This window comes from Mycobacterium sp. 852002-51961_SCH5331710, from assembly GCF_001665535.1.
Lineage (GTDB): Bacteria > Actinomycetota > Actinomycetes > Mycobacteriales > Mycobacteriaceae > Mycobacterium.
This window is the reverse complement of sequence record NZ_LZSQ01000086.1, coordinates 61,610-84,613: the sequence shown is the minus strand read 5'-3', so window position 1 is coordinate 84,613 and position 23,004 is coordinate 61,610. Positions and strand designations below refer to the sequence as shown.

At 68.2% G+C, this 23,004-nt stretch carries 27 protein-coding genes; 16 read left to right on the top strand and 11 right to left on the bottom strand.

The genetic code is table 11. The features are described from left to right. Positions 1-24: 24 nt before the first annotated feature. Positions 25-675, bottom strand: a complete 651-nt coding sequence (locus A5752_RS15100) for a TetR/AcrR family transcriptional regulator (protein ID WP_067086941.1) — start codon at positions 673-675, stop codon at positions 25-27. 105 nt (positions 676-780) lie between these two features. Here A5752_RS15100 and A5752_RS15095 point away from each other — a divergent pair, with 105 nt between their 5' ends. Then, a complete protein-coding gene (locus A5752_RS15095) occupies positions 781-1,620 on the top strand; it encodes an SDR family oxidoreductase (protein WP_067086939.1) in 840 nt (279 codons plus the stop codon). A 22-nt stretch (positions 1,621-1,642) separates the two neighbouring features. After that, positions 1,643-2,080, top strand: a complete 438-nt coding sequence (locus A5752_RS15090) for an SRPBCC family protein (RefSeq protein WP_067086936.1) — start codon at positions 1,643-1,645, stop codon at positions 2,078-2,080. Here A5752_RS15090 and amaB read toward each other — a convergent pair. Both amaB and hglS read right to left on the bottom strand, forming a co-directional pair. After that, a complete protein-coding gene (gene amaB, locus A5752_RS15085; protein ID WP_067086933.1) occupies positions 2,077-3,621 on the bottom strand; it encodes an L-piperidine-6-carboxylate dehydrogenase in 1,545 nt (514 codons plus the stop codon). The two genes, A5752_RS15090 and amaB, sit on opposite strands and share 4 nt — an antisense overlap. After that, the gene (gene hglS / locus A5752_RS15080) at positions 3,618-4,850 is read right to left on the bottom strand and encodes a 2-oxoadipate dioxygenase/decarboxylase (protein ID WP_067086988.1); all 1,233 of its coding nucleotides are present in this window, start codon (positions 4,848-4,850) and stop codon (positions 3,618-3,620) included. The genes amaB and hglS overlap by 4 nt, the downstream gene beginning before the upstream one ends. 30 nt (positions 4,851-4,880) lie before the next feature. Here hglS and A5752_RS15075 point away from each other — a divergent pair, with 30 nt between their 5' ends. After that, complete coding sequence (locus A5752_RS15075) at positions 4,881-5,360, top strand: Lrp/AsnC family transcriptional regulator (protein ID WP_067086986.1); 480 nt, start codon at positions 4,881-4,883, stop codon at positions 5,358-5,360. Between the two features lie 52 nt (positions 5,361-5,412). Next, positions 5,413-6,786 carry an L-lysine 6-transaminase gene (gene lat / locus A5752_RS15070; RefSeq protein WP_067086930.1) on the top strand — a complete coding sequence of 458 codons (1,374 nt, stop codon included), beginning with the start codon at positions 5,413-5,415 and terminating at the stop codon, positions 6,784-6,786. On the opposite strand, the gene A5752_RS15065 is transcribed toward lat, so the two are convergent. Further along, complete coding sequence (locus A5752_RS15065) at positions 6,779-7,351, bottom strand: restriction endonuclease (RefSeq protein WP_082963905.1); 573 nt, start codon at positions 7,349-7,351, stop codon at positions 6,779-6,781. The two genes, lat and A5752_RS15065, sit on opposite strands and share 8 nt — an antisense overlap. Before the next feature lie 114 nt (positions 7,352-7,465). On the opposite strand from A5752_RS15065, the gene A5752_RS15060 reads away from it, so the two are divergent. The 4 genes from A5752_RS15060 to usfY all read left to right on the top strand — a co-directional run bounded on the left by A5752_RS15060 (position 7,466) and on the right by usfY (position 9,635). Then, positions 7,466-8,143 (top strand): PAS and ANTAR domain-containing protein, encoded by a 678-nt coding sequence (locus tag A5752_RS15060; RefSeq protein WP_067086923.1) that lies wholly within the window; start codon positions 7,466-7,468, stop codon positions 8,141-8,143. Positions 8,144-8,226: 83 nt separating this feature from the next. Further along, complete coding sequence (locus A5752_RS15055; RefSeq protein WP_067086920.1) at positions 8,227-8,598, top strand: hypothetical protein; 372 nt, start codon at positions 8,227-8,229, stop codon at positions 8,596-8,598. After that, positions 8,595-9,227 (top strand): flavodoxin family protein, encoded by a 633-nt coding sequence (locus tag A5752_RS15050; RefSeq protein ID WP_067086917.1) that lies wholly within the window; start codon positions 8,595-8,597, stop codon positions 9,225-9,227. Before A5752_RS15055 ends, A5752_RS15050 begins: the two co-directional genes overlap by 4 nt. 99 nt (positions 9,228-9,326) lie before the next feature. Continuing rightward, positions 9,327-9,635, top strand: a complete 309-nt coding sequence (gene usfY / locus A5752_RS15045) for a protein UsfY (RefSeq protein WP_067086915.1) — start codon at positions 9,327-9,329, stop codon at positions 9,633-9,635. Positions 9,636-9,690: 55 nt separating this feature from the next. Here usfY and mbp1 read toward each other — a convergent pair whose 3' ends face one another. From mbp1 to A5752_RS15015, 6 genes are all read right to left on the bottom strand, one after another. Continuing rightward, complete coding sequence (mbp1, locus tag A5752_RS15040) at positions 9,691-9,927, bottom strand: microaggregate-binding protein 1 (RefSeq protein WP_064400879.1); 237 nt, start codon at positions 9,925-9,927, stop codon at positions 9,691-9,693. Positions 9,928-10,151: 224 nt separating this feature from the next. Next, on the bottom strand, positions 10,152-10,355 hold the full coding sequence (locus A5752_RS28030) for a PRC-barrel domain-containing protein (RefSeq protein WP_231983418.1): 204 nt from the start codon (positions 10,353-10,355) through the stop codon (positions 10,152-10,154). Next, positions 10,342-10,737, bottom strand: coding sequence for a hypothetical protein (locus A5752_RS15030; protein WP_067086912.1), 396 nt, complete (start codon positions 10,735-10,737; stop codon positions 10,342-10,344). Before A5752_RS15030 ends, A5752_RS28030 begins: the two co-directional genes overlap by 14 nt. Beyond that, positions 10,734-11,963 (bottom strand): Nramp family divalent metal transporter, encoded by a 1,230-nt coding sequence (locus A5752_RS15025; protein ID WP_067086909.1) that lies wholly within the window; start codon positions 11,961-11,963, stop codon positions 10,734-10,736. The genes A5752_RS15030 and A5752_RS15025 overlap by 4 nt, the downstream gene beginning before the upstream one ends. Beyond that, the gene (locus A5752_RS15020) at positions 11,963-12,424 is read right to left on the bottom strand and encodes a hypothetical protein (protein ID WP_067086905.1); all 462 of its coding nucleotides are present in this window, start codon (positions 12,422-12,424) and stop codon (positions 11,963-11,965) included. The genes A5752_RS15025 and A5752_RS15020 overlap by 1 nt, the downstream gene beginning before the upstream one ends. Before the next feature lie 15 nt (positions 12,425-12,439). Next, the gene (locus A5752_RS15015) at positions 12,440-12,643 is read right to left on the bottom strand and encodes a hypothetical protein (protein WP_067086902.1); all 204 of its coding nucleotides are present in this window, start codon (positions 12,641-12,643) and stop codon (positions 12,440-12,442) included. Between the two features lie 151 nt (positions 12,644-12,794). On the opposite strand from A5752_RS15015, the gene A5752_RS15010 reads away from it, so the two are divergent. Together A5752_RS15010 and A5752_RS15005 are read left to right on the top strand one after the other, a co-directional pair. Then, positions 12,795-13,769: a glycosyltransferase gene (locus A5752_RS15010; protein ID WP_067086899.1), complete on the top strand. Its 975-nt coding sequence runs from the start codon at positions 12,795-12,797 to the stop codon at positions 13,767-13,769. 19 nt (positions 13,770-13,788) lie between these two features. Then, positions 13,789-15,003, top strand: a complete 1,215-nt coding sequence (locus A5752_RS15005) for a glycosyltransferase (protein ID WP_067086897.1) — start codon at positions 13,789-13,791, stop codon at positions 15,001-15,003. Between the two features lie 5 nt (positions 15,004-15,008). On the opposite strand, the gene A5752_RS15000 is transcribed toward A5752_RS15005, so the two are convergent. Next, on the bottom strand, positions 15,009-15,893 hold the full coding sequence (locus tag A5752_RS15000; RefSeq protein ID WP_067086894.1) for a glycosyltransferase family 2 protein: 885 nt from the start codon (positions 15,891-15,893) through the stop codon (positions 15,009-15,011). A 37-nt stretch (positions 15,894-15,930) separates the two neighbouring features. On the opposite strand from A5752_RS15000, the gene A5752_RS14995 reads away from it, so the two are divergent. Genes A5752_RS14995 through A5752_RS14970 form a run of 6 tightly spaced genes read left to right on the top strand, consistent with a single transcriptional unit; the run spans position 15,931 to position 22,992 of the window. Beyond that, entirely contained in the window at positions 15,931-16,899 is a 969-nt protein-coding gene (locus A5752_RS14995; RefSeq protein ID WP_067086891.1) for an NAD-dependent epimerase/dehydratase family protein, read from the top strand. An 8-nt stretch (positions 16,900-16,907) separates the two neighbouring features. Continuing rightward, positions 16,908-18,563: a carbamoyltransferase family protein gene (locus A5752_RS14990; RefSeq protein WP_067086888.1), complete on the top strand. Its 1,656-nt coding sequence runs from the start codon at positions 16,908-16,910 to the stop codon at positions 18,561-18,563. Further along, positions 18,560-20,053, top strand: coding sequence for an HAD-IIIA family hydrolase (locus A5752_RS14985; protein ID WP_067086885.1), 1,494 nt, complete (start codon positions 18,560-18,562; stop codon positions 20,051-20,053). The genes A5752_RS14990 and A5752_RS14985 overlap by 4 nt, the downstream gene beginning before the upstream one ends. Further along, entirely contained in the window at positions 20,050-21,069 is a 1,020-nt protein-coding gene (locus A5752_RS14980; RefSeq protein ID WP_067086983.1) for a glycosyltransferase family 9 protein, read from the top strand. The genes A5752_RS14985 and A5752_RS14980 overlap by 4 nt, the downstream gene beginning before the upstream one ends. Further along, positions 21,066-21,644, top strand: coding sequence for a D-sedoheptulose-7-phosphate isomerase (locus tag A5752_RS14975; RefSeq protein WP_082963901.1), 579 nt, complete (start codon positions 21,066-21,068; stop codon positions 21,642-21,644). The genes A5752_RS14980 and A5752_RS14975 overlap by 4 nt, the downstream gene beginning before the upstream one ends. Then, a complete protein-coding gene (locus A5752_RS14970) occupies positions 21,637-22,992 on the top strand; it encodes a PfkB family carbohydrate kinase (RefSeq protein WP_067086883.1) in 1,356 nt (451 codons plus the stop codon). The genes A5752_RS14975 and A5752_RS14970 overlap by 8 nt, the downstream gene beginning before the upstream one ends. Positions 22,993-23,004: the final 12 nt, after the last annotated feature.

Sequence of the window (23,004 nt, the reverse complement as noted above, 5' to 3'; positions counted from 1 at the left end):
CAGCTTTGCGTCTGCTCGCGCTGGTCAGCGGCGTTTAGGGGAGACCGCTTCGCGCAGGGAGGAGGGGATGCCCGGGACCCGGCCGACCGCGTCGAGCAGCGCGTGCGCACACGCGTCGGCGACCTGACCGGCGTCGATCGACGGATCCATCAACCGTTGCCTGCACATCTCCAGGGTGAACGCGAGCCAGCCGTAGACGGTGATGCGCAGGTCGCGCTCGACCTTGGAGTCGAGCTCGTCGCCGAGCGCGGCGTGGATGCGGCTGAGGATCCGGTTGGCCTGGCGGTCGTTGTCGGTGTCCTCGATGCCCCGCAGCACGGGGTCGGAGCGGCCCGACCCCACGTAGGCCGCCCACGCGCCGTGAGGATGGTCGTCGTCGTACCGCAGATAGGCGAGCACACCCTCGCGCACCTGGTCGAAGAGGCTCTGGTCGGGCCGGGGTGGCGTGTTGGTCGCTTCGAACAGCCGCTCGCCCTCGGCGCGGATCACCGCGGCGAAGAACGCCCGCTTGTCGGGGAAGTAGTGATACATCAGGGCCCGCGACACCCCGGCCCGCTCGGCGATCTCGTCGATGCGGACCTCGTCGTAGGGCCGTTGCCCGAACACTTCGGCGCCGAGCGTCAGCAGTTCGCTGCGTCGGTCGGCGGGCGACAGCCGCCGTCGGGGCTCGGCCATGCGGCCATCGTAGTGAACACATGTCAAACAGCGCTGCGTCCGGAGTATTCCGACCGCTGCGGGGTAACCCCGCGCAAGAACAGACATCGGAACGAGAGGCGATCGATGAGTTTCCCCGAACAACAGCAGTCACCGCCCGGCGTGCAGAGCGAGATGACCCCCGCTCCCGACTGCGGTGAGACGAGCTACCGCGGATCGGGCCGGCTGACCGGCAAGCGCGCGATCATCACCGGCGGCGACAGCGGCATCGGCCGCGCGGTCGCGATCGCCTACGCGCGCGAGGGTGCCGACGTGCTGATCGCATACCTGAACGAGGACGGCGACGCCAAAGAGGTGCAGAAGTACGTCGAGGACGCCGGGCGCAAATGCGTACTCGTGGCGGGTGATCTGTCGGACCCGGCGCACTGCCGCGCCGTCGTCGACCGCGCCGCCGCGGAGTTCGGCGGTATCGATGTGCTCGTCAACAACGCCGCCTACCAGATGACGCACGACACCCTCGACGAGATCAGCGACGTGGAATGGGATTACACGTTCCGGCTCAACATCGGCGCGTACTTCTACCTCGTGAAGGCCGCGCTGCCGCACATGGGTCCCGGCGCCTCGATCATCGGCAGCTCGTCGGTGAACTCCGACATGCCGAATCCGAAGCTGGCACCCTATGCGGCGACCAAGGCCGCCATCGCCAACTTCTCGGCAAGTCTGTCGGAGATGCTGGGGGAGAAGGGCATCCGTGCCAACAGTGTGGCGCCTGGCCCGATCTGGACCCCGTTGATCCCCTCGACGATGCCGCCGGAGAAGGTCAAGCAGTTCGGCGAGAACACGCCGCTGGGCCGTGCGGGTCAGCCGGTCGAATTGGCGCCGGTCTACGTGATGCTCGCATCGGACGAGGCGAGTTACGTGACGGGTGCGCGGATCGCGGTGACCGGCGGCAGGCCGATCCTGTAGACCGAACTCCTACAATGGCGCGATGATCGAGTTGCGCGTCGAGCGCACCATCGCCGCGGCACCCGAGCGTGTATTCGACTGGCTCGCCGACCCGAAAGGCCTCACGGCGGCGCCGCTCGTCCTGGGCGCCAGGCTGGCGAAGGGATCGTCGGAGCTGAAGGCAGGCGCGGTGCGGACCGTGACCGGTGCCGGCATGTGGTTCGAAGAGGAGTACACGACCTACGACCCGCCGCGCAGCTACTCCTATCTCATCCTGCGCTCGGTTCCGGGTTTCGTGCACGACGGCGGGACGCTGACGTTCACTCCCGCGGACACCGGTACCCACGTCGAATGGGTGACGAGATACACCCATCCGCTCTGGTCCGGCGGAAAGGCCTTCGAACCGGTGAGTTCGCGGCTGCTCCGGTGGAACTTCCGCGCCATCCTCGACGGCTGCGCCAAGGCGCTGGAGACGACCTAACCGAAGTGCACGCCCTGTGCCAGCGGTAGTTCGGTCGAGTAGTTGACGGTATTGGTGGCCCGGCGCATGTAGGCCTTCCACGAATCCGACCCCGACTCGCGGCCGCCGCCTGTCTGCTTCTCGCCGCCGAAAGCGCCTCCGATCTCGGCGCCCGAGGTGCCGATGTTGACGTTGGTGATCCCGCAGTCCGAGCCGTCGGCGGCCAGGAATCGCTCGGCCTCGCGCATGTCGAGGGTGAAGATCGATGATGAAAGACCCTGCGGCACGGCGTTGTTCATCGCAATAGCCTCATCGAGGGTGTCGTATGTCATCACGTAGAGGATCGGGGCGAACGTCTCGGCATGCACAACCTCGGTCTGGGCGGGCATGCGCACCACCGCCGGTGCGACGTAGTAGGCGCTCTCGTCGCCGACGTCGTTGCGCTGGCCGCCGATGACCTCACCGCCGTCGGCAAGGGCGAGCTCCAACGCGCGCACCATGTCTCGATAGGCCGTCTCGTGGATCAGCGGGCCGACGAGCGTGCCGTCGATTGACGGGTCGCCAACGGGGAGTTGCCGGTACGCGGCGGTGATCCGCTGGACCACGTCGTCGGCGATGGAGGAGTGGACGATCAGCCTGCGCAGCGTCGTGCACCGCTGACCCGCCGTGCCCGCGGCGCTGAACACGATGGCGCGCACCGCCAGTTCGAGATCCGCGGACGGCGTCACGATCGCGGCGTTGTTGCCGCCGAGCTCGAGCAGAACCTTGCCGAACCGCTGGGCCACCCGCGGGCCGACCTGCCGGCCCATCCGCACCGAACCCGTCGCGCTGAGCAAGGCGACCCGCGGATCGTCGACGAGGCGTTCGCCGATCTCGCGGCCGCCATGGATCAATCGGCTCACCTCGGGTGGGGCCCCGACTTCGCGGGCCGCGCGGTCGATCAATGCCTGACACGCCAGCGCCGTCAGCGGGGTCAGCTCCGACGGCTTCCACACCACGGTGTCGCCGCACACCAACGCCACCGCCGCGTTCCAGGCCCACACCGCGACGGGGAAGTTGAATGCGGTGATCACGCCGACCACGCCGAGCGGATGCCAGGTCTCCATCAGCCGATGACCGGGGCGCTCGGAGGCGATCGTGCGGCCGTAGAGCTGACGCGAGAGCCCGACGGCGAACTGGCAGACGTCGATCATCTCCTGCACCTCACCGAGGGCCTCGGACGTGATCTTTCCGGCTTCCAGCGTCACCAGGGCCGCGACGTCGGCCTTGTGGGCGGACAGCAGCTCACCCAACCGCCCCACCAGCGCGCCACGGACCGGCGCCGGCGTGGTGCGCCACGTCGTGAACGCTTCAGCCGCTTCGCCGATCGCGCGGTCGGCGTTCTCGGCCGTCGTCTCCGGAACGGTGAACAGCACCTCACCGGTGATCGGTGTGCTGGCCTGCAATCCGTGCTCCCCGGGGGCGCCGAGGTCACCGTTGAAGCCGACGGCGTGGAGTGCGTCGAGTGCGCGCGTGCGCAGCATCTCGACGGAGGGGAGTGTCGCTGTCGCCATGGTCGTCATTGTGCTGCTTTCTCGTAGAGCTCGTAAGGGTCGTGGACGGGGCGGCCGATCCGGTCGGACAACCAAGCCGTGCTGTAGTCGAACCCAGCGACGGATTCGTCGGCCCGTGCGTCGTCGTCGAGGTTCGAGCGGAAGATGCCCGCCGCCGAGGCGGGCAGGAAATCCTCGTAGACAACCGGTTTCGACGGGTCGCCGCCGCGGTAGTAGGCCAGCCCTGATGCGGCCAGCTCTTCGTCGTCGGCCGGGAAGTACTGAGGCCAGACGGCGGCCGGATCCGGTGCGGCCATCGCGGCGTCGTAGCGTTCGCGGCCTCGGGGCGTCAACGCCACCCCGCGGGCCTCGACCTCGCCGAAGCGCACCCGCAGCGCGCCCTCCGACACCGAGCCGTCCGGCTCGCGGAAGCGCCGCTGCTCGGCGAGCGCGCGAAAAGACGTCTGACGCAACAGCACCGGTGGTCCGTCGACGCGCGGTGGGCCCTGGATCGCGTCGATCATCGTGATACCGCGATCCGTCATCCGGCGATACAACTCGTCGATGTCGAGCACCCGCGGCGTGAGGTGGTTGATGTGGGTGGTGGTGACGCCCGCGATGTCGGCCGCCACGGCGGAGACCCTGCTGAGTTCCTCGTACCATCCGCGGTCGATGGGTGCGCGCGACAAGGCGAACGCGGCCACCGCGGCGGCGACGAACCTTTCACCCCGGTCCTCGTCGACCACGCCCGTGGCGACGATGCGCCTGGCCTCGGTGATCAGCGCAGGGTCGAACAGCTGCCGGCGGGCCACGAACTGCTCGACCCGACCGCGTAGCTCGGCGGGAAAGAAGCGGGCGTCGGCGGTGGCGAGCATCGACGTGAACACCCGAAACGGATTGCGGGCCAACTCATCCGGATCGATCGGGCGAAACGCCGTCGACACCACCGGAATCGGCGCCGCCGCCGCACGCAGATCATAGAAGCCGACCGGGTACATGCCGAACGCCGCGAACAGGTCGGCGACGTCGGCGAGTTCGGCGGCGCTGCCCACCCGGATCGCACCGTGCCGCTCGGCGGTGACGCGTTCGAGCGAGCCGAAACGCTCGGCGTCCGCAGCGCCGGCGGCGAAGTCCTGGTTCACCTCGGAGGCGACCTGAACGAGCGTGGTGTAGGCGGGCACCTCGGCGCTGTACATCCGCGACAGTTCGGCGGCGAACCGGGCTCGCAACTGCCAGGGTTCGAAGCTCTTCGAAGTCACCGCGTGCACCGCCTCGGATACAGTGCCGCCATGGCTGGAGCCGACGAACAGCCCCGCACCGCGACGCATCTCGACGAGATCGATCGCATCCTGGTCCGTGAACTGATCGCTGACGGCCGCGCCACGCTCGCGCACTTGGCGGCGACCGCGGGACTGTCGGTCTCGGCGGTCCAATCGCGGGTGCGGCGGCTCGAGGCGCGCGGCGTGGTGACCGGATACTCGGCCCGGATCAACCCCGAAGCGGTCGGCAAGATGCTGTCGGCGTTCGTGGCGATCACTCCTCTCGATCCCTCGCAACCCGACGACGCGCCCGCGCGCCTGCAACACATCGAGGCCATCGAGTCCTGTCATTCGGTGGCCGGGGACGAGAGCTACGTCCTGTTGGTCCGCGTCGAGTCGGCGCGGGCGCTCGAGGACCTGTTGCAGCAGATTCGCACCGCGGCCAACGTTCGGACCCGAAGCACGATCATCCTACAGACTTTTTACGAGCGTCGCGACTTCGTGCCGTAACTATTCCGGTTGTAGACTAATTGAGCCGGATAAATTCTGGTAACCTGGCGGCATGACCGATCTATTGCTGCGGGCCGGCTCCGCGTCCCCGACCGGAGCCGTCGAGCCCGAGGTCGGACCGGATGATGTCCACGCCGTGCTGTCGCGCAGCATCCTGGCCGACGGCATGGATCTGGTCCTCGACATGCGGCGGTCGTCGGGTTCGTATCTGGTGGACGCCCGCTGTGCTGATGGGGAAGGCGAACGCTTCCTGGACATGTTCACGTTCTTCGCCTCGTCCGCGCTGGGGATGAACCACCCGGCGCTGGCCGACGACGACGCGTTCCGCGCCGAACTCACGGCGGCCGCCGTCAACAAGCCGAGCAACTCCGACGTGTACACGGTGCCGATGGCGCGGTTCGTCGACACGTTCGTGCGCGTGCTCGGGGATCCGGCGTTGCCGCACCTGTTCTTCGTCGACGGCGGGGCGCTCGCGGTGGAGAACGCGCTGAAGGTGGCGTTCGACTGGAAGAGCCGACTCAACGAGGCCGACGGGCGAGATCCCGCACTGGGCAGCAAGGTTCTGCACCTGCGCGGCGCGTTCCACGGCCGCAGCGGCTACACGTTGTCGCTGACCAACACCGATCCGAACAAGGTGGCCAGATTCCCGAAGTTCGACTGGCCGCGCATCGATGCGCCGTATCTGCGCCCGGGTGCCGATATGGACGCGATTGAGGCGGACTCCCTACGTCAGGCCCGCGCCGCGTTCGAGGCCCACCGGCACGACATCGCATGCTTCATCGCAGAACCGATCCAGGGCGAGGGGGGTGACCGGCACTTCCGACCGCAGTTCTTCGCGGCGATGCGCGACCTGTGCGACGAGTTCGACGCGCTGTTGATCTTCGACGAGGTGCAGACGGGCTGCGGGCTGACGGGGACGACATGGGCCTACCAACAGCTCGGCGTGACCCCCGACGTGGTCGCCTTCGGCAAGAAGACCCAGGTCTGCGGCATCATGGCCGGCCGCCGCGTCGACGTCGTGCCCGACAACGTCTTCACCGTGAGCTCGCGGCTGAACTCGACGTGGGGCGGCAACCTCACCGACATGGTGCGAGCCCGCCGCATTCTCGAGGTGATCGAGGCCGACGGTCTGGTGGGTCGGGCGGCCGAGATCGGCCGCTACCTGTTGCGCCGCCTCGAGGCGCTGTCGGCGGAGTTCCCCGGCGTCGTGCTCGACGTACGGGGCCGGGGACTGATGTGCGCGTTCAGCCTGCCCACCCCGGCGCTGCGTGATGAGTTGATTCGCAGGCTGTGGGAGCGGCGCGTGATCCTGCTCCCGAGCGGAGCGAGCAGCGTGCGATTCCGGCCCGCGTTGACGGTGTCGCGGGAGGACATCGACGCGGCCATCGACGAAACCCGCGCGGCCGTGCGCGACGCGCTCAGGTGATTTGGGTCGGCGCCGACGGCTCCAGCAGCCGCCGGATCGTCGCGCGCAAGCGTGGCAGGTCGGCGCCGCCGACAAGCACGCAGCCGTGAAGCTCGGCGAGTTTGCGTGCGGCAGCGGTGAACTCGTGATTCGTCACCACCATCGTCTGAGCGCAGTCCTGCATCGGCGCGCCCGCCACGACTTCCTGTACGGCACCGGCCCCGACCGGCCGCGACTGTCGCTTGCACTGAATGGCAACACGATTCGGTCGCTTGCCGACGATGATGTCGACTCCCCAGTCGCCGGTCATCGCCGTCATGATCACCGGAGCACCGCAGGACCGCGCCACTCGCGCCACGTAATCCTCGAACTCGGGACCGGACATCGCCGTGGTGGGATCCTCGCGCGCGGCGGCGGTGGTGACCCCGGCGAGCGCACCGGCGAGAAAGCGTGGGGCGGCGGCCAGCAACAGCGGCGCAACGAGACCGATCGCGACGCTGACCTGAACAGCGGCCCCGAGAAGCCATGCCGCCACCCCCGCCGCCGCGGCGGCGGCCAGGTACACCTTCACGGTCACCCGACGGATCCTAAGTTTCGACCCCGACACGCAGCCCACAGGCGGCGCCGGTGTTTATCCGATAAACGAACGAACGTCATCGCCGCGATACACGTGTGCGGTCACCGGCGCTAACCTGCGAACATGACAGACGAGCTGCCCGAGTCCAACGGGCAGACACCCGTCGAACAGGCCCTTGCCGGCGGTGACCCGCACCGAGTGGGCTGGTTCCGGTTCTATTTCGCCGACGAACACTGGGAGTGGTCGCCGCAAGTCGAGCGGATGCACGGATACGAGCCGGGTACCGCACAACCGACGACGGAACTGGTGTTGTCGCACAAACATCCCGAGGACTACCGCCAGGTGGCGGCGACGCTCGACGAAATCCGCCGGACATCGGGTGCGTTCTCCACCCGCCACCGGATCATCGACACCCGCGGCGACGTGCACCACGTCGTCGTGGTCGGCGACCAACTGTTCGACGACAGCGATCAGGTGGTCGGAACCCACGGGTTCTATGTCGACGTCACCCCGTCGCTGCAGCGGCACGACAGGGTGTTCAGTGCGGCGGTGACCGAGATGGCCGAGGCTCGCGGCCCGATCGAGCAGGCCAAGGGGATGCCGATGCTGGTCTACCGAATCTCCGCCGACTCGGCGTTCGAATTGCTCCGGTGGCGCTCACAGGAGACCAACACCAAGCTGCGGCTCCTGGCCGAGCAAATCGCCAAGGACTTCCTCGGGCTGAACTATGACGAGGAGTTGCCGCCACGCGCAACCTACGACCGGCTCCTGCTGACCGCGCACTATCGCGTCGAGAACTGAGGTTTACCGAGCCGAGCAGCCGGGAACACCCTCTGCGTCTAATTCATATCGCTGATTGCGCAGCAAATTCGGGAGTTCTCGTCGTGTACCACGGTCCCAGCGAGCTGAGGCATGTCGACACCGGCATCCGCGACGCAGTGCGGTTCGCCATCGGTATCGGCGCCACCGGCGCCATCTTCCTGCTCGGCGCCATGGTGTGGGTGAGTACCTGTCAGGGCGCGACGGCCGACACCCTGGCCTGCGGCGCGCCCCAACGGACCCTGCTGGCGCTCGCGGCGCCCGCCGTCCTGCTGCTGGGCGGGGCGCGCGCCTTCTTCCGCGCCTATCAGAACTGGCGCAGGGGCGAGATGTCGACGGCGTGGCAGGGTGCGGGATGGTTCCTGCTGACGTCGATGCTGCTGGTGATCACCACGAGCATGCCCGCCCTCACCGGATCCGCGGTGTTCGGCGGATGAGCAGCCAAGCGAACGCCGATCGCCCGTTGACCGCCGTCGCGCTGGTCTGCAGCCTCAAACCCAGCCCCGCCGAGTCGAGCAGCGCGCTGATGGCCGAGCACATCTGCCAGAACCTGCGGGACGCCGGCGTGCAGACCGAGACCGTGCGATGCGTCGACTACGCCATCGCGCCGGGTGTCGAGGCGGATATGGGCGACGGTGACGAGTGGCCCCAGATTCGCGAAAAGCTTTTGGACACCGACATCCTGGTGTTGTCCACCCCGATCTGGCTGGGGCACCCCGCCAGCGTCACGCAGCGGGTGCTGGAACGTCTCGATGCCGAGCTGTCGAACACCGACGACGCGGATAGGCCGGTCATGGTCGGCAAGGTCGCCGTGGTCGGGGTCGTCGGCAACGAGGACGGTGCGCACAAGGTGATCGCCGACTGCTTTCAGGGCCTCAACGACATCGGTTACAGCATCCCGGCCCAGGGAGGCACCTACTGGACGGGTGAGGCGATGCAGAGCAAGGACTACAAGGAACTCGACGAAGTTCCTGAGCCGGTCGCGTCGACGACTGCGGCGTTGGCCCGCAACGCCGCTCACCTCGCTGAGGCCCTGCGGGCCGGCACATACCCGTCCTATCGGTGAGGCTCATTTTCGGTCTCGTTTCTTCCTAATGGGGTCGGGTAGTTCTAGCGTTGTCAGTAGCCCATAACCGGGCGGAGGTATGCCGAGAGAGGAGTACCGATGAAGAGCCCGAAGGATCCCGTCGACCATGCGAGGACGACACGTCCACACGCGGGGGAGACGATGAAGGACAGCAAGGACCTGCCGGGGCTGATCCTCATCGGAGTGGCCCTGGTGCTGTTCGTTTCGGCGCTTGCGGCCCACGGTGCCAGCCATCACAGCGTGGGCATCGGCCTGGGTTGCGGCTCCGCCGCGCTGTTGATCATCGGCGGCGGGTGGCTGCTGGTCGAGCACCTACGGGTGCGCAAGATCGAAGACCGTTGGTACGCAGAGCATCCCGACGCTCAGCGGCAACGACCCAGTAGCTGAAGGAGCAAGAGAAAAGCCCAGCCGATCGGCTGGGCTTTTCTGCATTCGGTCCGAATTACTGCTCGTTTTCCTGGCGCTTCTCGGCGGCTTCGGCGCCTGCGCGAGCGGACTCCGCCTCGGCTTCCTTCTTGGCCGCATCCTGCTGGGCATCGGCCTTGTCCTGCTGGGCCTTGCCCTCGCGGACCATGTCATCGCGGCCGGTGACAGTGCCGACCGTTTCCTTCGCCTTGCCCTTGACGTCTTCGACGACGCCCTTGATGCCTTCTTCAGGGCCACTGTTCTTCTCGGTCATGTTCACCTTCCGCAGTGGAGTGGATTCAGTCCAATCACGAGGAACTTCCTCGCGCAGGTGTCGGGTTCCCGAGGCCCTGATCGGCTAAACGCCCGCGCCGGGCAGCATCGCCGAAAAGCGCGTGTAGTCGGCCCTCAGCCGCACGCCGTCCGCACCGACGCGGGCGACGTCCTCCCACGCCGCGAGGAACGTTCCGCGGTGCCGCCACCTCGCGATTCGGGCTATCAGCGCCGGGGCGGTCGCGCCCGACCGCTCGAAACCCCAGAACACGACCGCGTGTTGGGGCTCACGACGAGTCCCAGCACCCGCGGCGCCGGCGGATCGTCGGTCGGGTCGCCGCTGGTGGCGAGGCGGACGTCGATCACCGTGCCGACCCGATGGTTGCCGGCGTCGACGACCCGCAGCCCGAGCAGCTCACTCAGCCGCATGTCGGCCTCCCGGAACGCGTTTGACGATGTGATCGCGCAGCCAGCGTTCGACCCAGCCGACGTCGAACGCCATATCGGTGGGCTTGAGCTTGACGACGACCTCGACCGAGGCGACCAGGCGCCAGGGAATCTCCTGCAGCAGCGAGCGTGGAGGCGATCCACCCAAGATGCGCGTCGCCACAACCTGCCCCGAAAGCAGGGCACTCACCTGCGGCGGCTGCGCGTTGGCGGCCACGTCGTGATCCATCTCGATGCCGGTCAACTCGATGTCGTCGACGATTCCGACGGGATCACCCGCGTCGTCGAGCATCTGGCGGTCCAGCAGATGCAGCCGGGCGTCAAGGAGACGACCGCGATGACGCTTGACCGGAAGATCGCTCACTGTCCCGCTCCCGTCACGATCATCAACGGGATCGCCGCCACCGACGCGACGACGATGACCACCAGGTACACCGAGGCGAGCATGTTCGTCACCCTTCCGTTGGTCTCACCACCCATGTACTGAGAGTCGTTGGCCACGATCAGGATTGGCAGATATGTCAGCGGAAGCGCGATGGCGGAGAACACCACGGAGTACTCGGTGACGAGGATGGGGTCGACTCCGGTGAACAACACCGCCGCGCAGGCGACGATCGCGACGAAGATGACGACATGGAAGCGGGCGGCCTCGGCGGGACGCCGGAACTTGCCCCACGGCCAGCCGAGGAACTGGGCCAGGATGTATCCGCTGGACAGCGCCGTCTCCAGCGCCGCGCCGAATGTCGCAGCGACGACGCCCACGATCACGAACGCCAGCGCGAGCTTTCCGCCGGCGACCACGACCGGCATCACCGTCTGCGACAGCGAGGTCACCTCGATCTGTTGGGGGAGTAGGACGATCGCTGCCGAGGCCGCGATGCCGAGTGACAGGAGACCCCCGAGGGGAAAGCCGACGAGCACGTTGACGCGTGATGTGCTCAAATCCTTGCGGGTCCAATGCTCTTCGACGGCTCCGGAGGAGAAGAAGAAGACCTCGTACGGTGTCATCGCGGCGCCGAACAGCGCGATGGCGAAATACCAGTAGGTGGCCGCGGATTCCTGCTCAGGGATGACAGGCGTCATCGCCTGGTCGGCGAGATCAGCCCAATCCGGTTGCAGCAGAAACACACTGACGAGGAACACGATCAGGAACAGTCCCAGCAGGCCCGCGACGTTCTCCATGATCTTGAACTTGACGCGCCACACCACCACCCAGACCGCGAACGCCGCGACGGGAATCCACAACATCGGGCCGACATCCGTGGCCAGTTGCAGGGCCAGGGCGACCCCGCCGATCTCGGCGGTCAACGTCATCAGCGTGATGAAGAAGGACGCCGCGAGGTTGGCGGCCGCGGTGCGCGGGCCGAGCCGTTCCCTGATGATCTCGAAGGTCGCGCGGCCGCTGACCGCCGCTACCCGGCCGGCCATGTTGGCGTACAGGCATATTCCCGCGACGCCGACGACGACGACCCAGGCCAGCCCCATTCCGAACCGCGACCCCACCACGGCGTTGGTGACCAGATCGCCGATGTCGACGAAGCCACCGATCGCGGTCAGTATCCCGAGCGCGACCGACAGAAGCTTCTTCATCAGCGGTAACGACTTTCGAGCGCAGACGCCGCCGCCAGAAGGTCGGCGCGAGCCCGCTGCGGCGTAGGTTCGCTGCTGACCTCTCTGATGCTGGCTGCCGCGGCGTTGAGGATGCCGATGATGTCGGTCATCGAGTCGGTCAGCATGCGCTGGCGCCCGACGTCGACGGAGTCGCGGGCGCGCAGATCGGCGATACCCTGGTAGGCCTTCACGACGTCGGAACGGGCGTCCGACAGCTGCACGCCGGCCAGTTGAGCCGTCGACCGTCCCTGCGACCACAGATCCAACGCCGCGGCGCCGCTGCGCGCCGCCGACGCCGTTTCCTCCATCGCGCTGGCGAGCTGGCCCGGCATGCCGTCGCGGTTAGCGGGGCAGCACGTGAGCAGCAGCCCGAGCGCGACGAATACGACCAGCAGGACCAGTGGTCCCTGGAGTCGTCGAGCGCGCTCGTAGCTGGGCATCGCCACTGGTGCTAATCAGTCCCCGACGGTGCCGTCCTCGTCGTCGATCTCCACCGTTTCGAGTTGCTCCTGCCAATCCGCGGGCGGGGCCTCCAGCGGCGGGTCCGGTTCGGGTTCTGCGCTGGCTTCCTCGTCGAGAACCGGTTCGCTGGTGTCGCGCTGCTGCTCCATCGCGTCGGCGACGGGAACGTCGTCGGGCAAGCCTTCGCTGTCTGACATGCCGGTCGAGTACCCGAGCGCCCGATAGCGAAACGGCGCCCCCTCGGGGTTCGGCGGGAAAAGTCCGATATGCGAATCGCTTCTCGTCCGCTATGCGAAGAGTCGATCGGAGAACCGTTTTGCCCGAGAAGTGCTCGGGTAGGCGGGCCTCATGTCGATCTCGTCGACGCCACGTTCGGTGCTCCTCTGGCATGTGCACGGGTCTTGGACCGAATCCTTTGTGGCAGGCCGTCATCGCTGTGTATTGCCTGTGAATCAGCGTAGAGATTCCTACGGCCGCGGGCTGTGCGGGCGCAATTGGCCACGGGCGCACGAGGTTTCGTTTGACGATCTGTATGACGAGGACATCGACCTGGTGGTCTTGCAACGCCCCGAGGAAATCGTGCTGACGAACCGGTGGCTGGGACGACGACCGGGTCGAGACGTACCCGCGGTCTACGTGGAGCACAACGCCCCGAGACCGTTCGCGGTCGACAGCGTTCATCCGGTTGCTGAGCGGACCGACATCCCGATCGTCCACGTGACCGACTTCAACCGGCTCATGTGGAACAACGGTTCCGCCCCGACTCGCGTCATCACTCACGGGATCGCCGACCCGGGGTTGCTCTACCGCGGGGACGTCGCGGCCGCCGCGACGATGATCAACGAACCGTGCAGGCGCTGGCGCACGGTCGGCGCGGATTTGCTGGCCGGGTTCTCCGAGTACGTCCCGATCGACGTCTGGGGCATCGACACCGACGTGATCAGCGAATGCATCGCCAATCCGCGGGTGTTTGGAAGAGGTGACGTCCCGACCGCCGCCCTGCTGCCCGAGGTGGCCCGGCGTCGCGTCTTCCTGCACACCGCCCGGTGGACGTCGCTGGGTCTGTCGCTGATCGAGGCGATGTTCATCGGAATGCCGGTGGTGGCCGTCGCGTCGACGATGGCGCCGCTGGTCGTGCCGCCGGAAGCCGGTGTGGTGAGCGTTGACGTCGACACCCTCGGCCGCGCATTGGAGTCCTTCGTCGCGGACGGCGCCGCCGCCACCGCGGCCGGTAAGGCGGCGCGCGATTTCGCCAAGGCGCAGTTCGGAATCGATCGGTTCCTTACGCAATGGGACGACCTCATCGATGAGTGCTGCCGGTGACAAGGAAAGGAGGGCGCCAATGAAGATCGCAATGGTGTCAGAGCACGCCAGCCCGCTCGCTGCGCTCGGCGGAGTCGACGCCGGAGGCCAGAACGTGCACGTCGCCGAGTTGTCGGCGGCACTGGCCAGGCGGGGCCATCAGGTCGACGTCTACACCAGAAGAGACGACCCGAAACTTCCCGACCGGGTCGTCACGGCGCAGGGATACACCGTGGTGCACGTGCCGGCCGGACCTGCCGAACCGCTCCCCAAGGACGAACTCCTCGCCCATATGGGGCCCTTCGCGCAATTCCTCGACGACGAATGGGCAACCGACCGACCCGACGTGGCCCACGCCCACTTCTGGATGTCCGGCATCGCAACCCAACTCGCGGCCCGCCATCTCGACCTGCCCGCCGTGCAGAGCTTTCATGCGCTCGGTGTGGTGAAGCGTCGCCATCAGGGTGTCCGTGACACCAGTCCGCCGGACCGGTTGCACCTCGAGGCGACGGTGGCCCGCTCCGCCACCTGGGTAGCCGCCACGTGCACCGACGAGGTGTTCGAGTTGATGCGCATGGGCCGGTCCCGCAACCGGATCTCCGTGGTGCCGTGCGGCGTGGATCTGGACCTGTTCAGCCCGGAAGGTCCCGTCGCGCCGCGGGGTGACATGCGACGCATCGTCAGCGTCGGCCGGTTCGTGCCGCGGAAGGGTTTTGACGTCGTCGTGCGCGCATTGCCGCATCTGCCCGATACCGAGCTGGTGATCGTCGGCGGACCCGAGGCGTCCCAGCTCGACGCCGAGCCCGAGGCGCGTCGATTGATGGGCCTGGCAGGGGATTTGGGAGTCGCGGACCGCGTGCACCTCTACGGCTCGGTGTCTCGCGGCGATATGCCGGCCATCCTTCGGTCAGCCGACGTGGTCGCGTGCACGCCGTGGTACGAACCGTTCGGCATCGTGCCGCTCGAGGCGATGGCGTGTGGTGTTCCGGTGGTCGCCTCGGCGGTCGGCGGAATGCTCGACACCGTTGTGCACGATGTGACCGGACAACTCGTCAAGCCCAAGCGCCCCGACGAGGTCGCCAAGGCGGCGAACACCCTGCTGCGAGACGACTTCCTGAGGCAGAGCATGGGTGCCGCCGGCCGGGATCGTGCGCGGGCCCGCTACTCCTGGGACCGGATCGCCGCCGACAGTCAGCGGATCTACGACCGGCTGGTGCCGGTGCGGGTGCCGGCGACCAGCGTGTCGTCGGGATGACCGGTTCAGCCCGACTCCAGCAGACGCACCGCTCGCTCGAGCTCGCTGGGCAACGTGCGCCGCTGCGCGACGACCGCGGGAAGGCGAACCACCGCCTCGACCGCGCCCTTGGCATGTTCGCGATCACGCAGCGCCGCGGCGACCATTCGACCACTTGCGTTCAGGCAGCGGCCAATCGGACGTCGCAACCATGTGGTGAGCACGTCGTTGCGCAGCACCCGTGCGGCCTGCGCGGCGGTCGTGGCGCGCGCCGAGGAGGGCTGGTGGATCGCCACCAGTTCGGGGTGGTAGCAGAGGTCCCATCCGGCCGCAGCCATATCGAGCGCCAGCAGTTGCTCTTCGCCGCGGAAGTGCAGGATGTCGCTGAAACCCCCGGCCTGCTGAAACGCCCGCTTGCGCACTATGGCTGCACAGCTCATGAAGCCGAGAATCGACGGGCCCGGCAGGTCCGGTCGCCGGCCGAGAGCGCTGTGTGCCAGCTGTGTGGAGAACGAATCCTCGCGGCGCTGCGGCCACACGATCGTGCGCGCGGCGAGCAGTCCCACCGACGGATGCCGTTCGAACGCCTCCACCGCGGCCGCCGGGGACTCCGGCGTCCACCAGGAGTCGTCATCGCAGAAGGCGATGTACGGAGTGGGGCACGCCGCCACCCCGACGTTGCGGCCGACCGCGCCACGATTGGTGTCGAGCCGGATGAGCTGGAGGCGGTTCGCCGACCGCGCAGCCATCCTGTCGATGATCGCGGCGGTGTCATCGGTGGATGCGTTGTCCACCACGGCTATCGGGCACGTGGTGGTGTCCAGCAGCCGGGCAGCCACTGTCGCGAGTTCGGTGGCGCGATTCCGACTGGCTATCACGAACGAGAGGTCGGGGGAGGCTCGGTCCTGCATGACCGGGGTGGCTACCCGCAGATTCGGAGGGCAAACGATGCATGACATCAAACGCGCGCTGATCACCGGCGGCGGCGGATTTCTCGGCGGGCACCTGTGCGAGCGACTGCTCGACCGCGGGGTCGAGGTGATCTGCGTCGACGATTCATCCACCAGCGCGCCGACCGCGGCCGACCTGTTCCTCGACCGCCCGGGATACCGCTTCGTCCGCCACGACATCAGCGAGGCGCTGCCTGATCTTCCCGTGAAGATCGACACCGTCTTCCACCTGGCGTCGCCCGCCTCGCCGGTGGACTATCTCCAGCTGCCGATCCAGACGCTGCGTACGGGCGCACTGGGCACCGAGCACATGCTGCAATACGCAGAACGATGCGGCGCACGGCTGGTGCTGGCGTCGACCAGCGAGGTCTACGGCGACCCACAGGAGCATCCGCAGTCCGAAACCTATTGGGGGAACGTCAATCCCATCGGACCGCGCAGCGTGTACGACGAAGCGAAACGGTTCGCCGAGGCGTTGACGTTCGCTTACCGGCGCGAACGGTCGGCCGACATCGGCGTTGCGCGGATCTTCAACACGTACGGACCCCGGATGCGGCACGACGACGGCCGCATCGTGCCGACGTTCTGCCACCAGGCGCTGGCGGGCGAACCGATCACGGTCAACGGGACCGGCGCCCAGACCCGGTCGCTGTGCTACGTCGACGACACCGTCGCGGCGTTGATCGCGCTGGGCGAATCCGACTGCACCGGGCCGATCAACGTCGGCAACCCCGACGAGCTCACGGTGTTACGCATCGCCGAGCTCATCCGCGATCTGGTCGGCAGCGATTCACCGATCGAGTTCCGCCCGGTGCCCCAGGACGATCCGCGACGGCGGTGTCCCGACATCACGCTGGCGCGCGAGCTGCTCGGGTGGCAACCGCGAATCAGCTACACCCAAGGCTTGTCCACGACCGTCGATTGGTTCCGTCGGAAGTCGGCAACCGTTGCGCTGCAGGGGAGTTGAGGTAAGCCATGCGCATTCTCGGAATCAATGCGGTGTTTCACGACCCGGCTGCCGCGCTGGTGATCGACGGTGAGATCGTCGCGGCCGCCGAGGAGGAGCGATTCACCCGACGCAAGCACGGTAAGCAGGCCGTGCCGTTCTCGACATGGGAGCTGCCCGTCGAGTCGGCGCGGTGGTGCCTCGAACAGGCCGGGCTGAAGCCGTCCGATCTGGACCTGGTCGGCTATTCGTACGACCCCCGCCTGATGGACGAGTCCACCGATGACGTCAACGGTTTGGACCGCGACTGGGAGTACCTGCGCACACTCTATGCTCAGCGCGCCCCGCGGTTCCTCCAATCCGCGCTGCCCGGCCTCGATCCCGGCATCGTGCGCCACGTCCGCCATCACGTCGCGCACGCCGCATCGACAGCGCTGGCCTCTCCGCACCCGGACTGCGCGGTGCTGGTCGTCGACGGCCGCGGCGAGCGGTCCTCGATGCTCGCCGGGAGTTATCGCGACCACAAGCTCGACGTGCTCGCGACACAGTCGCTGCCGCACTCGCTGGGTCTGTTCTACGAAAGCCTCACCGAACACCTCGGATTCAAGCGGTCGAGCGACGAGTACAAGGTGATGGCGATGGCGTCCTACGGAACGCCGCGGTTCGCCGACAGCTTCCGCGAAGCCGTGTATGCCTGCGACGACGGAGGTTTCCGCACCGAACCGGTGGACTGGAATTCGATCACGCCCGCCCGGGCGCCCGGCGCAGGCAAGGGACACGCGCTGGACCGCCCCGAACCAGAGCACGCCGATCTGGCGTGCAGCGTCCAGACGGTCGTGGAAGAGGTGTTGCTCGACCTGGTCGGGTGGCTGCGTGAGCGCACCGATCACCAAAGCCTCTGCCTGGCCGGTGGAGTCGCGCTGAATTGCGTGGCGAATTCGAAGATCTACTGCCGTGGGGGCTTCTCGAACGTGTGGGTGCAGCCCGCCGCCGGTGATTCGGGAACGGCGCTGGGCGCGGCGCTGGCCCTGGCGGGGGAGGCCGGTGAGCCGATCGCCCCGATGCCGTCGGCGGCGTTGGGCCGCGGGTTCTCCGATGACGAGATCGAAGCGGTGCTGACCGAGGCGGCGATACCGCACGAGCGGCCCGCGGATCTGGCCGCCGCGATCGGAGACGCGTTGGCCGACAACAAACTCGTGGGCTGGTTCCAGGGCCGCGCCGAGTTCGGCCCCCGCGCGCTCGGGCAGCGCTCACTTCTCGCCGACCCTCGGCGCATCGAGAATCTGGAGCGGCTCAACACCGTGAAGGGTCGCGAACAGTTCCGACCCGTCGCACCGATGGTGCTGGCCGAGCACGCCGCCGGGATCTTCTCCGGCGGGCCCATTCCGAGCCCGTACATGTTGTTCGTGCACGAGGTCGCCGCCGAATGGCGCGACCGTATTCCCGCCATCACCCACGTCGACGGCACGGCCCGCATCCAGACCGTCGGTCGCAGCCACCCGCTGCTGCACGACACGATCAGCCGGTTCGCTGCCCGCACCGGCGTCCCGGTGATCGTCAACACCAGTTTCAACACGGCGGGGCGCCCCATGGTGGACAGCCCGCGCGACGCGCTCGAGTGCTTCGGCAGCGCCCCGATCGACGTCCTCGCGATCGGACCGTTCATTGTGAGGAGGCCGGAATGACGCCGACGTTCGCAGTCGTCGTGCCGACGGTCGGGCGTCCGTCGCTGTACCGGCTGCTCGCAGAACTCGACGGTTCGGTCGGACCGACACCGACCGCGGTGATCGTCGTCGACGACCGCCCCGAACCGGACGGCGCGCTGCAGGTGACGTCGCGGCTTCCGGTCACGGTGCTGCGACGCGACGGGCGAGGGCCCGCGGCTGCTCGCAACACGGGATGGCGCGCCACCGAAGCCGACTGGATCTGCTTTCTCGACGACGACGTTGTCCCGCAACCGAATTGGTTCGTCGCGGTGTCCGAAGATCTGGCGAAGGCCGAGGTGGAGGCGGCCGTCGGATCGCAGGCCGTGATCGAGGTGCCGCGGGTGGGCGGCCGCAGGGCCACCGACGACGAACGCCGCACCCAGCGCCTCGCGGAGGCCAAGTGGATCACCGCCGACATGGCGTTTCGCCGCGATGTCCTGGTCGCCGTCGGCGGATTCGACGAACGGTTCCCCCGGGCGTACCGCGAGGACTCGGACATCGCCCTGCGAATCACCCAGGACGGCAATACCATCGTCCGCGGAGCCCGCCGATGCACCCATCCGGTCGCCACCGCCACGCTGATGAGCAGCGTGCGCGCCCAGATCGGCAACCGTGACAACGCGCTGCTGCGCCGCAAATTCGGCAGGCGGTGGCGCTCGGAAATCGGTGAGGGCCGAGGCCGCCTACAGGTGCATTCCGTGGCCACCGCCGCCGCCGTCGTCGCCGCGCTGAGCACCCTGGTGGGGCGGTGGCGCGTCGCACGCATCGCCGGTGCGGTGTGGGCGGCGCTGACGGCGGAGTTCGCCGTTCGCCGATTCTGGTCCGGACCGCGAACCGTCACCGAGGCCGGTCGCATGCTCCTCACCAGCGTTCTGATCCCCCCGGTCGCGGTGTGGCACCGGTTGGCCGGCGAGTGGGAGTTTCGCGCGTCGCGTCGCGATCCACCGCTGGCGGTGTTGCTCGACCGTGACGACACGATCATCGAGGATGGTCCCTATCTCAACGATCCGGCCGGGGTTCGTTCGCTACCGGGAGCCGTACGCGCATTGAATCGGTTGCGCGGCAGAGGGTTACCGCTGGCCGTCGTGAGCAATCAGTCCGGGGTGGCGAAGGGGTTGATCAGCGCAGAGCAACTCCGAGCCGTCAACGCCGAGGTCGACGCGGCGCTGGGGCCGTTCGACTCCTGGCATCTGTGCGTGCACGACGCCGAGGACGGGTGCCGTTGCCGGAAACCGTCTCCCGGCATGGTTGAGGACGCCGCCGCCGCGCTCGGGGTGCCCGCGTCTCGGTGCGTGATGATCGGCGACACCGGCGGGGATGTCGACGCCGCGTTGGCCGCGGGCGCCGACGCGATCCTGGTGCCCACTGCGCGCACGCTCGCCCACGAGATCGACGAGGCCCGGGTCAAGGCGCGGGTGGCGACGACCCTCGACGAGGCGGTGTCGATGGTTCTGACGGAGTGCCGATGAGCAGGGCGGTCGTCGCGCGTCCGGACAGCGCCGGTGATGTTCTGATCACCGGCCCCGCGGTGCGTGCCATCGCCGAAACCCACGACGCGGTCACGTTTCTCGCCGGTCCGCGCGGGCGGGCCGCCGCCGAACTGCTGCCAGGCGTCGACGACCTCATCGAGTGGCAGGCCCCGTGGGTCGACTTCGACTCACCCGAATTGACCGCGGGGCATGTCGAGGCTTTGGTCAAACAGTTGCGCGACTTTGCCCCCGAACGGGTCTACGTGTTCACGTCGTTTCACCAGTCGCCGCTGCCGCTGGCGTTGATCTGCCGGATGGCCTCGGTGCCGTGGGTGGGGGCGATCAGCGAGGACTATCCGGGAACACTGCTCGACCTGCGACACCACGTACCGGATGGCCTACCCGAACCCGAGCGCGCGCTGTCACTGGCCCGGGCCGCCGGCTGTGAACTGCCCGCCGGCGACGCAGGCATGCTGCGGGTGCGACAACCACCGCCGGTGGGTCCGGAGCTAGCGGAAACGTTGGGCGACAGATCGTTTGTCGTCTTCCATCCCGGTGCCGCGGTGCCCGCACGCCGACCGACTCCGGAACGCAGCGCCCGAATGGTCGAAGCCCTCGTCGGCGCGGGGCACCGAGTCGTGGTCACCGGAGACCCCTCCGAACGCGATCTCACCGCGGCCGTCGCCGGGGACATCGCCGTCGACCTCGGCGGGCGCACCACGCTCGACACGCTGGCGGCCGTCTACGCCGACGCGCGCGTGGTGATCGCGCCCAACACCGGGCCTGCGCACCTTGCCGCGGCCGTCGGCACCCCTGTGGTCTCCCTCTTTGCTCCCGTCGTACCCGCCTCGCAGTGGAGCCCATACGGCGCCAACGTTGTTCGCCTCGGTGACCAGCAGGCTCCGTGCCGGCTCACCCGCGCCCGCGTATGCCCGGTGGCGGGCCATCCATGCCTCGACGGCATCACCGACGACGAACTGCTCGACGCGGTCAACCGAATTGGAGGACGGCAATGATTCCGACGATCCAGACGCACATCTGCGCACTGTCACATGCAGCCGATCACATCGCGCCCGAAGCGCCCAAGCTGGCCGCCTGGGGTCGCCGGCTCGCCGACGTGCTCACCACCGGCGGCCGGCTTCTGGCGTGCGGCAACGGCGGCAGCGCGGCCGAGGCGCAACATCTGACCGCCGAACTGGTCGGCCGTTTCCACGACGAGCGAATGCCGATGTCGGCGATCTCGTTGCACGCCGACACCTCCGCGCTCACGGCCATCGCCAACGACTACGGCATCGACGAGATGTTCGCCAGGGGTGTGCGGGCACACGGGCGGCCGGGTGACGTGCTCGTCTCGCTGTCGACCAGCGGTACGAGCGCAAATGTGCTCGCCGCCGTCAAGGCCGCGCACGAAACCGGCCTGACCACATGGGCGTTCACGGGACCGCAACCGAACCCACTGGCCGCCGTCTGCGACGACGCGATCTGCGTGGAAGCGCCGACCACCGCGACCGTGCAGGAGATCCACCTCCTGCTGGTGCACGCGCTGTGCATCGCCGTCGACGAGGTACTGCTGGGGGTGTCACATGAATAGGCCCTTGGTGATCATCGGCGATTCGATGCTCGACCTCGACGTCGAGGGCACCGCAACGCGGCTCAGCCCCGAGGCGCCCGTACCGGTGGTCGACGCCGAACGGATCTGGCGGCGTCCCGGCGGTGCCGGCCTGGCCGCGGTGCTCGCCGCGCGCACGGGATGCGACGTGGTGCTGGTGACCGCGATCGGCGACGACGCCGACGGTCAGGCGCTGACCGACCTGCTGGCCGACGCGGGTGTGCGGCTCATCGCACTGGAACTGACCGGAAGCACGGTGTGCAAGACCCGAATTCGCGCGGCCGGGCAGTCGATGCTGCGGCTTGACCGCGGCGACGGTTCCGCGGCGGGCACACCGGTGCCTGCCGAGGTCTCCGACATCCTCGGTACGGCGGCCGCGGTCTGCGTGGCCGATTACGGTCGCGGCGTCACCGCGCACACGGAGATCCGAGAACTGCTCGCGCGGACCGCACAGCGGGTGCCGACGGTGTGGGACCCCCATCCCCGCGGCAGCGAGCCGGTGCCCGGCTGCTGGCTGGTCACGCCGAATCAGGACGAGGCGGCGGGACGCTCGGCGGAGTCGCTGCGCGAACGGTGGGCCGCGCGGGCGGTGTGCATCACCTTGGGCTCGAAGGGGGCACTGGTCGCCACCGATAGCGGAAACGAGCACCACCCCGTGCGGGATTCAGTCGCTCGGTCCGGGCACGGCGACACCTGCGGCGCGGGGGACCGATTCGCAATCGCGGCCACCATCGCGCTCGCCGCGGGTAAGGACATCCAGGGCGCCGTCGCCGACGCGGTGGACGCCGCCAGCAGATTCGTTGCCGCGGGCGGCGCGGTCGGCGTGTCGAGCGCGGACTCGGTCGGTGGAATACCCTCGGCCGCAACGTCGACCGCCATCACCGGGGACATCGCCGAAGTCCGGGACCGGCTGCGCCGCCGCGGGGGCAGGCTGGTCGCGACCGGAGGGTGCTTCGACCTGCTGCACACCGGCCACGTCCGGCTGTTGCGGCAGGCCCGCGATCTCGGCGACGCGTTGGTGGTGCTGCTCAACTCCGATGCTTCCGTTCGGGCGCTGAAGGGTCCGCGGCGACCCGTCGTCGCGGACCGGGACAGGGCGCGGGTGCTGGCCGCGCTGGCTTGCGTCGACGCCGTCGTCGTCTTCGACGAACGCTCACCCGAAGCGGCGCTGGAGCAACTGCGGCCCGATGTCTGGGTCAAGGGCGGCGACTACACCGAGGCCGACCTCCCCGAGGCCGGCGTGGTCCGCCGCCACGGCGGCGAGGTCGTGCTGCTGCCGACCGTCGCCGGTTACTCGTCGTCGAACCTGATCGCCGCCGCGCGGTCATGAACCGAAAGGAAT